Source organism: Hymenobacter sp. IS2118 (genome assembly GCF_000715495.1).
In the GTDB taxonomy this organism is placed as follows: Bacteria; Bacteroidota; Bacteroidia; order Cytophagales; family Hymenobacteraceae; genus Hymenobacter.
In genome coordinates, this window is record NZ_JNLX01000180.1 from 16,894 (window position 1) to 28,085 (window position 11,192).

Consider the following 11,192-nt stretch of genomic DNA (forward strand, 5'->3'; position numbering starts at 1 on the left):
GGGCACTGGCTGGCGCGCTGCACGGCATCTCCACAGGGCCTCCGGTAATTGTGGCACGTTACGCCATTCACTTATCCCCTGCCCCGCAACAAAAAAGACCAGCGCCGGAATGGCGCTGGTCTTTTTTGTTGCGGGTACAAGCAATTTGGGTGGGCCTAGCGATGGCTCAGGCGTAATACCTGCTGCTCGTTGCCTTGGCGTACTGTGAGGTAGTACATGCCCCGGAGCAGCGCGGCAGCGGCTGCCAGCTCCACGTCTTGCTCGCCTGGCGCAGTACTTACCGTTTTGGTGAGCACCGTTTGACCGAGAACGTTGCGCACGGTGAAGGAGATTGCATCGGTACCAAGCGAGTTGACCCGAACCGCCACCTTGGTGTCATAAGGGTTCGGGAAGACATTAGCTTTGAACTCCCGCGCGGCCACGGTAGCAATCTGCAGCGAGCGAACCGGCGAAAAATTTGTCGTGCCGTCGGTATCAACCTGCTGCAAGCGATAGTACACCGTAGTAGCAGCCGTTTGGCCCAGGGCGCCATCGGCATACTGGTAGCTGGTGCGGGCGCTGGTGCTGCCGGCCCCGGCAACTTTCCCAATTGTTTGGAACGCTACGCCATCAAAGCTGCGCTCGATGGCAAAGTAGTCATTGTTCTTTTCCGAAGCCGTAGCCCAGGCAAGCACGGGCGTTTTACCGGCCCAGACTGCGTCAAAGCTCACGAGCTCAACGGGCAAGGGACGCACTACGGTAATGGTCGTACTCGCCGTTCTGCAGAGGCCATTGGCCGTGGTTCCGGTTACGGTATAAGTCGTAGTATACACAGGCGCAACAGTGATGCTTGCGCTTTGGCTTGCCAGCGGCGTGGTGGTGCCGCCAACCGTAGCCGTCCAATTGTACACACTGGTTGAGCCCCCGGTAGCGGTCAACACCCGGCTTGCACCGGCCTGAGTGGTCTGCGAAGGCGTCACGGTTACCGTGGGATTTACCGTGATGGTTGACGTCCGGCTTAGCGTGCTGCAGCCGGTTGCGGTAGCAGTTACGGTGTAGGAAGTGGTAGCGGTCGGGCTCACACTGATTGAGGAAGTAGTCTGAGGCAACGTAGTCGTTGCGCCACCACTGGTAGCGGTCCAGCTGAAAGCAGCGTTCGGCTTGTTCGAAACGGCCGTCAGGGTTGCAGGCGTACCGGCGCAGGCACTCGAGTTGGGCGTCAAAGTCAGGGTAGCCGCCTGCACGGTTACGGTAGCCGAGCTACTCACTGTTCCGCAGCCGGGTACAGTGGCTGTCAGGGTGTAGGTCGATGTCTGGCTTGGGTTAGCGGTATATGTGGCAGCAGTACTGAAACCAGAGGCCGTTGTACCATCCGCGCGCGCAACGCTCCAGACATACGTCGTGCCCGCCACCGTCCTGTCGAATGACGAGGTCAGCAACACACTCCCCGAGCAGATATTAGCCGAACTGGGCGAAACGGTTAGTACCGGGGTGCCCACCGTTACAGCTACCAACCTGGTTTCGGGGCCGCAGCCGCCGTTGGCAGTCAGCTCATAGGTAGTGGTGGCACTAGGAGTTACAGTGAATGGGTTGGCGGTAGAAGTGGCGCCGGTAGTAGTGTTGCGCCAGGAGTACGAGGCGCTAAAGCCCGACGGCAAGTTGGTGTAGCTGGCCGTGAGGGTAGATGCTTGCCCTGGGCAAACAGTCGTAGGACTAGCAGAGGCGGACAAGGTCCTGGTCAGAACGGTGATGTTCTGCGTCACCACGTTGCTGCCGCACGCAGCCGTGTTTGTAGTAACCGTGTAGGTAGTAGAGGTCGAAGGCGTCACCGTAAAGTCACCAGTCAGGTTGCTTTGAATTACCGTGCCGTTGGCAAGCAAGTTGTAAGCAGACCCGGCAGATGCGCCTCTTGCCGTGATGGCGACGGTTGTGCCGGGGCACACGGTCGGGTTACTGCTCGTCACCCCGTTCACGGTGGCCGTCACCGTGAGCGAAGGCGCTAACACAAAATTGAAGGAAGCATTCTTGGTGTTGTTGCAAGCGATGAAGCTATTCAATACAAACGAAGCGTTGGCATTGGATGAAGGCAGGGAAAATGCGAAAAAGAAGTTTGTATTGCCTGCTTGAGCGTCTGTAAAGGAATACGATTGCGAAAAATTGTTAGGTCCTGTAAATGTGTAGGTACCGGCAGAAAATGATTTAATGGATATAGTGGTCGGACCGCTCCCGCTAGGGCAGTAAGGCACCGTTACATTCCCGCTTCCATTGTTATAGGTCTCCTCAACAACCGTGTTAGCGAGGCTATATCTGATGGTGAATCGTCCGGAGCATTGGCTATAGCCCTGCGTCACGGAACCCAGCAGCAAGAAAATGCTTGCCAAAAAAGTAAGTAGTATTTTCATTAAGGTAAGTAGTTAAAGGTTAGTAGCACAAAACATTATAAACCAATACAAACATACAAATTCTTGCTGGCTTGTATTAGCTGGTCGCTTCGAGGACATTTGATAATACCACAAGATATATTCGATGGATTACATTTCTACCCGCAATACATATATAATATAACCTGATTTTATAATAAATTTCTTAACTTATGGGCGGTACTCTTTAGTTCCAGGTTAGTCACTGCGGCTACGCAACTCAGGCGCCAACCTCACCCCCTAACCCCCGGTTCGCCTCATGCAGAAAGCCCCAGGAAAGGGGGCTAGAGTGTGCGGTTGGCGCCTGGGCTGCGTAACCGCAGTTAGTAAGCGTAACCATGTTGAGCGATGTATTCGAGCACTTTTTCTCTCCGCCTGCAAAAGGGGTGACCCCGCTCTTACTTTAAAAGGGGACTTTGTGTAGTTTGTACCGCCGGGGAAGTAGCTACTGCCCGCATCAAGCTTTTTCTTAAAGATACCAATTAGCAAATCTTCTAAGCTATTTGCGCAGGCAACTGAGACAGCCCAGCTTCTTTTGATGATTTTTTCTTCTCCTGTACACATGCACTTTTCTTTAAGTCAGCGCTTTTGGGCTGGTTGCCTGCTTTCCATGGCCTTCGCTCCAAGCCGGGCGCAGCAATTCACGCCGCAGGTGCAGGAATTCATCAAGGTGAACGCGCCCACGGTGGCCCTCACCGACGCCAAGGTGCTGGACGGCACCGGCCGTCCCGCCCTACTGCACCAGACGGTGCTGCTCCAGAACGGCCGCATTACGCAGGTCGGCCCCCTGAAAAAAGTAAAGGTGCCGGCCGGCGCCCAGGTCATCAACTGCGCCGGCAAAACGCTGATTCCTGGACTGGTGATGCTGCACGAGCACCTGTACTACACCATGCCCGCCGGCCCGTTCTTCAACATTGCCCAGATGCCCTACACCTTCCCGCGGCTGTACCTGGCCGGGGGCGCCACCACCATCCGCACGGCCGGCAGCATCGAGCCCCAGACGGACCTGGCCGTGCAGCGTCTCATCGGCGAGGGCAAGCTCATCGGGCCCGCCATGGACGTAACCGCGCCCTACATCGAGGAAGCCAGCCTGGATATTCCGGCCCTCAACACCGTGAAAGGCCCCGAGGATGCCGCCGCCACCACCAAGTTCTGGGCCGACAAGGGCTGCACGTCCTTCAAGATGTACATGCACGCCACCCGCGCCGACCTCGCGGCCGTGGTGGCCGTGGCGCACCCGCGTCAGCTCAAAATCACCGGCCACCTCTGCTCCATCACCTACCGCGAGGCCGCCGAAATCGGCATCGACAACCTGGAGCACGGCTTTATGGCCAGCTCGGATTTTATGCCCAACAAGGTGCCCGACGTGGCCGACTATCTCTCCGCCCGCGAGTCGCTGCTACGCCTGCCCCAGAATAGCCCCGAAATGACCAGCCTCATCCGTTTTCTGGTGAGCAAAAAGGTGGCCCTCACCTCCACCCTGCCCGTGTTTGAGCCCTATACCGGCCGGGAAGTGGTGCTCGGCGGCGGCCTCGAATCGTTGATTCCGCAGCTGCAGGAGCGCGAAACCGCCATCTGGAACCAGAACCAGCAGAAGGACACCGCCAGCCTGCGCCTGTTCCGCAAGGAAATGGCCTGGGAAAAGCAGTTTTACGATGCCGGCGGCCTGCTCGTGGCCGGCACCGACCCCACCGGCGCCGGCCGCACCGTGGCCGGCTACGCCAACCGCCGCCAGGTCGAGCTGCTGGTCGAAGCCGGCTTTACGGCCGTGCAGGCCATCAAAATCAGCACCCTCAACGGTGCCACCTACTTGGGCCGTGAAAAGCAAATCGGCACCATTGAGGCCGGCAAGCAGGCCGATTTGGTGCTCATCGACGGCGACCCCGAGCAGGATATTCAGCACATGCGCCGGATGGAAATCGTGTTCAAAAACGGCGTAGGTTTTGATTCTGATAAGCTCTTCGATTCGATGAAGGGCAAAGTAGGATTGAACTGACCCCGACTAGTTAACGACCTTCCCAAAAAGCGGCCAAACAGCCTGGAAAATCGATTGGGGAATACTTTTTAGTCAGAATATATTTAGCACTTTATCAATCTGAATTCGTCACAATACTACGCGAACCATATTGATTTTCTTTGCGTTAACCTCCTTGCGCTATTTTATTTAATTATCTTTTGACTACCTTCAAACAGAAGCTTATCTATCAATCCCAGGCTTTACTTATTCCGTCCTACCCGCGCAGTGCGCGGCCCGCCCGGTAGCAGCCTGCCCCTATTAAAAAACATTCCGATGACCACCAACTTCGCATTCGCCGAACCATTCATTCCTCAGTTCCAAACCCTTGACCCCGCGCACCACCAAAACCACGAACTAAGGATATGGCCGGACTGCTTTGCCGCCGTCAAGGCCGGCAGCAAGCCCTTCGACGTGCGCGAAAACAACGGCAACTTCCAGTTGGGCGATGAGCTCCTGCTCCGGGAAGTGGCGCTGGAAACCGAGCAGTACACCGGCCGCACCCTCACCCGTTGGGTGAGCTACGTGCTTCAGGGCGGCGTTTTCGGCATCGAGCCCGGCTGGTGCGTGCTGGGTTTCAGCGACCAGCCGCCCATCCCCAGCGGCATCACCGACATCCGGCTCTGGTAACGGCCTTGTCCCGGCAGGCCCGCTAGCGGCGCTTTGGCGCCAGAAAGCTGCGGATGTTGTCGTTCAGGAACTTGGCATCGGCCGGGTTGGGAGCGGCGCCGGCCGTGTGCCCCCACAGCGACGGAATGGGCTTCAGGACCACGCCGGGAATGAAGGCCGCTTCGTAGCGCGCATCGGTGAGCGGAAAGTACAGGTCCGTTTCCGAAGGCATGTACAAAACGGGGGTTTTGATGGAGCGCAGGGCCTTTTGCACGTCGCCCCCGAAACCGGGCGTGCCGCCCACGTCGTGGCGCTCCCAGGTGCGCATTTGTAGGATAAGGTCGTTGGCGTCGGCGCCGGGAATGAAGTTGGTGCGGTACTCGTGCAGCACCTGCTCGAAGGTGGTGCCCGGCTTGGCGTCGGCACGCCACAGTTCCAGACGCCACCACTCCTGCGAGTACAGCCACGCCGTCCAGACCGTGGCAAACGCCTCAATGCCCTTGGTGGGCGGCGTGGCGTAGTCGCCGTCCCTGAAGGCGGCGTCGGCGGTGAGGGCAGCAATCTGGCCTTCGAGGCGTACCACTCCGTGTGGGTAGGTCTTGGCCTTGCCCGAAGTGGCCACAATGCGGTCGGCGAAGGCGGGGTAGCTCACCGCCCACTGAAAGGCCTGCTGCGCCCCCATCGAAAAGCCAATAATGGCCTTTAGATGCGTGATTTTGAGGTCCTGCGCCAGCAGCTGGTGCACGGCCGCCACGTTGTCGCGGATGGTCATGACCGGGAAGCGCGGGCCGTGGAACGGTTCCGGCGTGTTGCTCGGCGACGAGGAGTGGCCGTTGCCGAACAACTCCGTCGCCACCAGAAACACCTTGGCCGTGTCCAGCACCTTGCCCGGACCAATGAGCCACTCGTAGCCGTGGTGGTCGGCCAGGTAGTGCGAGGGCAGCAGAATGGCGTTGTCGCGCGCCGCGTTCAGGCGGCCGTAGGTACCGTACACCACGCGGGCCTGGGGCAGCACCGCGCCGCTTTCAGTCCGGAATTTATCGATGGCAAACACGTGGTGTTTGGCGCGGTCCGGACGCTTGGCAGCAGGCGCATCCTGCGCCATCACGGTACCACCGGCCAGCCCGGTAAATACGGCAGCCACCGCTATCCAACGTGAAAAAAGGCGCATAGCGAGATAGTGGTTAATGAACAACGAAGCTAGTCACTTTTAGCGGGTTAGGAACAGTTTCCGCAACATAGAAAAGGCCCCACTCACTGATATGAGCGGGGCCTTTTCTATGTTGCGGAAACTGTTCTGATTTCCTAGCGCAGCACGGTTTTCAGCGTGTTCGCCAACACCTTAGCGCTCTGGTCGCGCACGGCTTGGGCGATGCCGGCGGCGTCAAAGCCGCACTCTTTGTAGAGCTCATCCTGCGAGCCGTGCTCCACTACGCGGTCGGGGATGCCGAGGCGGATGATGGGCAGGTGGAAGCCGTGGTCGGTGAGAAATTCCAGCACGGCCGAGCCGAAGCCGCCGGGCAGGCAGCCGTCTTCCACGGTCACGATGGCGCGGTAGCGGCGGGCAATGTCGCGCAGCATTTCCTCGTCCAGCGGCTTGCAGAAGCGCATGTCGTAGTGGCCCGCATCGAGGCCTTCGGCGGCCAGGGCGTCGGTAGCCTTCACCGCGTAGTTGCCGATGTGGCCGATGCTGAGGATGGCAACGCCACCCTCGGCGCCTTCGCGCACCACGCGGCCCGTGCCGATGGCCACGCGCTGCAGCGGCGTGCGCCACTCGGGCATCACGCCCTCGCCGCGGGGGTAGCGGATGCTGAACGGGCCCGCGTTTTCGGGCAGCTGGGCGGTGTACATCAGGTTGCGCAGCTCCTGCTCGTTCATCGGGGCCGAAACCACGATGTTGGGGATGCAGCGCATGAAGGCCAGGTCGTAGCAGCCGTGGTGGGTGGGGCCGTCGGCCCCGGCGAAGCCGGCGCGGTCGAGGCAGAACACCACGTGCAGGTTTTGCAGGGCCACGTCGTGCACCACCTGGTCGTAGCCCCGCTGCATAAACGAGGAGTAGATGTTGCAGAACGGCACCAGCCCTTGCGTGGCCATACCGGCCGAGAACGTGACGGCGTGCTGCTCGGCAATGGCCACGTCGAAGGCGCGGTCGGGCATGGCGGCCATCATGATGTTCAGCGACGAGCCCGAGGGCATGGCCGGCGTCACACCCATGATTTTGTCGTTGGCCTCGGCCAGCTCCACCAGCGTGTGGCCGAACACGTCCTGGTACTTGGGCGGCTGGGGCTTATCGGGCGTCTTTTTATAAATCTCGCCCGTGATTTTATCGAACAGACCCGGCGCGTGCCACAACGTCTGGTCTTTCTCGGCCAGCGCGTAGCCCTTGCCCTTCACCGTCACGCAGTGCAGGATTTTGGGGCCGGGAATGGCTTTCAGGTCGTTGAGGATGGTGACGAGGTGCTGCACATCGTGGCCGTCCACGGGGCCGAAATAGCGGAAGTTCAGGGCCTCAAACAGGTTGCTTTGCTTGAGCAGGGTAGCCTTCATCGCGGCCTCTACTTTGCGGGCAATCTGCTGGGGGTTGGGGCCGAACTTGCTGAGCTTGCCCAGCACGTTCCACAGCTCGTCGCGCACCTTGTTGTAGGTGCGCGAGGTGGTGATGTCGGTGAGGTATTCCTTGAGCGCGCCCACGTTGGGGTCGATGCTCATGCAGTTGTCGTTGAGGATAACCAGCAGGTTGGACTTGGCCACGCCGGCGTGGTTGAGGGCTTCGAAGGCCATGCCGGCCGTCATGGCGCCGTCGCCAATCACGGCAATGTGCTGCCGGTCTTTCTCGCCCTTGTAGTCCGAGGCCACGGCCATGCCCAGCGCCGCCCCGATGCTGGTGCTGCTGTGGCCCACCCCGAAGGCATCGTACTCGCTTTCGCTGCGCTTGGGAAAGCCCGACATGCCCTTGTAGCGGCGGTTGGTCGGGAAATTTTCGCGCCGGCCGGTGAGGATTTTGTGGCCGTAGGCCTGGTGGCCCACGTCCCAGACCAGTTGGTCGGTGGGCGTATTGAACACGTAGTGCAGGGCCACCGACAATTCCACCACGCCCAGCGAAGCTCCGAAGTGCCCGCCGTAAATGCTCACGGAATCGATGATGAAGTCCCGGAGCTCGGTGCTGAGCTGGACTAATTGCTCAGGAGCAAGCTTTTTGAGGTCGTCGGGCGAGTCAATCGCCGCGAGTAGCGGGCCGGGTTCAACTATCATCAGGGCAGCGTCGGTGGAATGGTGACGGAGTGTAACCGTCTGACCCGCCAAAAGATTAGCGGGCTTCGGCAAAGGTACGACGCCGGGCGAACCGCAGTTGTGACAAGCGGCAGAATCCGGCCGTTTGTCGGGGTTTGGGGGTTGATAATCTAGTTTGTGGCCGTTCCGTCGGTGTTCGGGGGAACCTTTGCGTATCGGCAAAGAGGAATGAGCCGGTTTACGGTTACACTCTCTTTGCAACCAGAAGAAGAAGGCCGGGTGCAACCTCTGGGTCAACTTGTGGCACTTTGGCCGCTATGTATTGTATGAAACAAAAACTACCGGCTACTGCCGTATTGCTGGCGGCCCTGTTGGGCGCCACCCATTTGGCTTCGGGACAGCAAGCCCCCGGCACCCGTCCACCGGCAGCGCCAGCTGCGGCACGAGCTACCACCGGCCGCATCACGGGTACCGTTACGGAGGCCGGTACGGGCAAGCCCGTGTCGTACGCCACGGTGGCCGTGCTGGACGGTGCGGGCAAAGTAGTGAACGGCGGCGTGGCTGGCGACGACGGCACCTTTATTCTGGCCGGTATTCCGGCCGGCATCTACACGGTGCAGGTGAGCTTTGTGGGCTATAAGAACGAAGAGCGGCCCGGTACCCTGGTGCCGGCTGCCGGGACCGTGGACCTGGGCAAAATCCCCCTGGCAGTTTCGGCCCAAAAGCTGGGGGAAGTGGTGGTGGTAGCCCAAAAACCCATTATTGAGGAGCGGGTAGACCGCACGGTGTACAACGCCGAGAACGACCAGACCGCCCGCGGCGGCGATGCCACCGACGTGCTGCGCCGGGTACCACTGCTGAGCGTGGACCTGGACGGCAACGTGAGCCTGCGCGGCAGCTCCAACATCCGGGTGCTCATCAACAACAAGCCTTCGGCTATTGCCGCTTCCAGCATTGCCGACGCGCTGGCCCAGATTCCGGCCGAGCAGATTAAGACCGTGGAGGTGATTACCTCGCCCTCGGCCAAGTACGATGCCGAAGGCACGGGCGGCATCATCAACATCATCACCAAAACCAACACCCTGCGCGGCGGCACCCTGGGCGTGGACGTGAGCGCCGGCACCCGCAGCGCCAGCCTGAGCCTGAACAGCTCGTACCGCACCGGCAAGATGGGCTTCTCCTTCAACGCCGGCGGCCGGGCGGGCTACAACATCGTGGGCAACTTCGAGAACGAGCAGACCATCATCAACCCCGACAACCCGCAGAACCGGCGCACGACCCGGCAAACCGCCGACAACCGCCAGAACCAGGGCGGCGGGCGCAGCGCCCTGGGCTGGGACTACGACATCAACAAGCAAAACTCGCTGCAGGCCTCGCTCTCGTACGGGCTGCGCGCTTCGGACATCCGGCAGGACCGGCTCACGCGGGTGGCCGTGCCCAGCCCCACGGGCCAGCCCCTGGACGTGCGCAACGTGTACGTGCAGGACCGTTCGGGCACCGTGGACGCCAGCCTGAGCTTCACCCACCTTTTTGCCAAGCCCCAGCAGGAGTTCAGCCTGCTAACGCTCTACAGCCGCAACGACCGCACCAACGACTTCACCAATTCCATCCTCGACCCCGGCAACCTGGACACGACGCTGGGCCGGCTCCGCAACGAAAACCCGAGCGCCAACGAAGAATTTACGGTGCAGGCCGACTACCAGTCGCCGGTGGGCAAAACCCAGGTACTGGAGTTTGGGGCCAAAAACATTCTGCGCCGCGTGAGCAGCGACTTCGCCTTGTTTACGGCGCCGGGGGCCGAGGGCGGGTTCGTGCGCGACCCCAACGAGGCCCTCAACAACGGCTTCAACTACGACCAGAACGTGACGGCGGCCTACACCACCTACACGCTGGGCCTGCCCAAGAACGTCACCCTCAAGCCCGGCCTGCGCTACGAGTACACCACCATTGGGGCCGACTTCCGCAACAGCGACGAGAAGGTGAGCATTCCGAGCTACGGGGCGCTGGTGCCCAGCGTGAACCTGTCGCGGCGCCTGGCCAATGGCAACGTGCTGAAGGCGGCTTACAACCGCCGCCTGCAACGCCCCTCGCTGCAGTTCCTGAACCCAGCCCCGCAGTTTTCCAACATCCTGCTGGTGTCGGTTGGCAACCCGGAGCTGAAGCCCGAATTTACCAACAACTTCGAGCTGGGCTACAGCACCCTAATCAAGAAGGTTAATCTGAACTTCACCGCCTTTGCCCGCAACACCACCGGCTCCATCCAGTCGGTGCGCGAGCCGCTGACCGACTCCCTGCGCGCCGCCATCGGGGAGCAGCTGGCCCCCGATGCCCAGCAGATTAGCTTTCGTAACATCGGGCAGGAAAACGCTTACGGCGGCAACTTCTTCGCCTCCATCAACGGCAAAAAGCTGAGCTTGAATACCGGCCTGGACGTGTTTTACGCCACGCTGCGCAACAACGTGAGCGGGATTTTCAATGCTTCGAATCAAGGTTTCGTGGCCAGTGGGCGGCTGTTTGGTTCCTACAAAATCACCGACCTGTGGGGCCTGCAGGGCTTCGGCGTCTACCGCGGCCGGCAGGTGCTGCTGCAGGGCGAGCAGAGCGGCTTCGGCTTCTACGGCCTGAGCGTGCGCCGCGAGTTTGCCAACAAAAAAGGCAGCTTCGGCTTCGGCGCCAACAACTTCATCACCAACTCCATCAACATCCGCAACGAAATCCGGACCCCCTTGCTGGAGCAAATCAGCACCTCGGAGCGCCGCCAGCTGAGCGTGCAGGCCAATTTCAGCTACCGCATCGGCCAGCTTTCGGCTGACCAGCGCCCACGCCGCGCCCGCGGCATCAACAACGACGACCTGAAAGGTGACGGCGGCGGCGGCGACCTCGGCGGCGGCGACGCTCCCGCTGGTGGCGGCGGCGGTCGGCCGGCTGGTGGCGGTGCC

Annotated in this window: 6 protein-coding genes; 3 read left to right on the forward strand and 3 right to left on the reverse strand. The window is 60.6% G+C overall.

The window, feature by feature from the left end:
• Positions 1-155: 155 nt before the first annotated feature.
• Positions 156-2,036 carry a T9SS type A sorting domain-containing protein gene (locus tag GM79_RS24375; RefSeq protein ID WP_161787221.1) on the reverse strand — a complete coding sequence of 627 codons (1,881 nt, stop codon included), beginning with the start codon at positions 2,034-2,036 and terminating at the stop codon, positions 156-158.
• Positions 2,037-3,009: 973 nt separating this feature from the next.
• On the opposite strand from GM79_RS24375, the gene GM79_RS18940 reads away from it, so the two are divergent.
• Both GM79_RS18940 and GM79_RS23345 read left to right on the forward strand, forming a co-directional pair.
• Entirely contained in the window at positions 3,010-4,395 is a 1,386-nt protein-coding gene (locus GM79_RS18940; RefSeq protein WP_035567080.1) for an amidohydrolase family protein, read from the forward strand.
• A gap of 294 nt (positions 4,396-4,689) precedes the next feature.
• Positions 4,690-5,043 (forward strand): ASCH/PUA domain-containing protein, encoded by a 354-nt coding sequence (locus GM79_RS23345; protein ID WP_152560087.1) that lies wholly within the window; start codon positions 4,690-4,692, stop codon positions 5,041-5,043.
• Between the two features lie 22 nt (positions 5,044-5,065).
• On the opposite strand, the gene GM79_RS18950 is transcribed toward GM79_RS23345, so the two are convergent.
• Positions 5,066-6,193: an alpha/beta fold hydrolase gene (locus tag GM79_RS18950; RefSeq protein ID WP_235184114.1), complete on the reverse strand. Its 1,128-nt coding sequence runs from the start codon at positions 6,191-6,193 to the stop codon at positions 5,066-5,068.
• A 134-nt stretch (positions 6,194-6,327) separates the two neighbouring features.
• Positions 6,328-8,274: a 1-deoxy-D-xylulose-5-phosphate synthase gene (gene dxs / locus GM79_RS18955; protein ID WP_035567081.1), complete on the reverse strand. Its 1,947-nt coding sequence runs from the start codon at positions 8,272-8,274 to the stop codon at positions 6,328-6,330.
• 305 nt (positions 8,275-8,579) lie between these two features.
• Between dxs and GM79_RS18960 the strand changes: the two genes are divergently transcribed.
• Positions 8,580-11,192 (forward strand): TonB-dependent receptor domain-containing protein (locus GM79_RS18960; protein ID WP_072008666.1); only part of this gene is annotated, 2,613 nt, incomplete at its 3' end.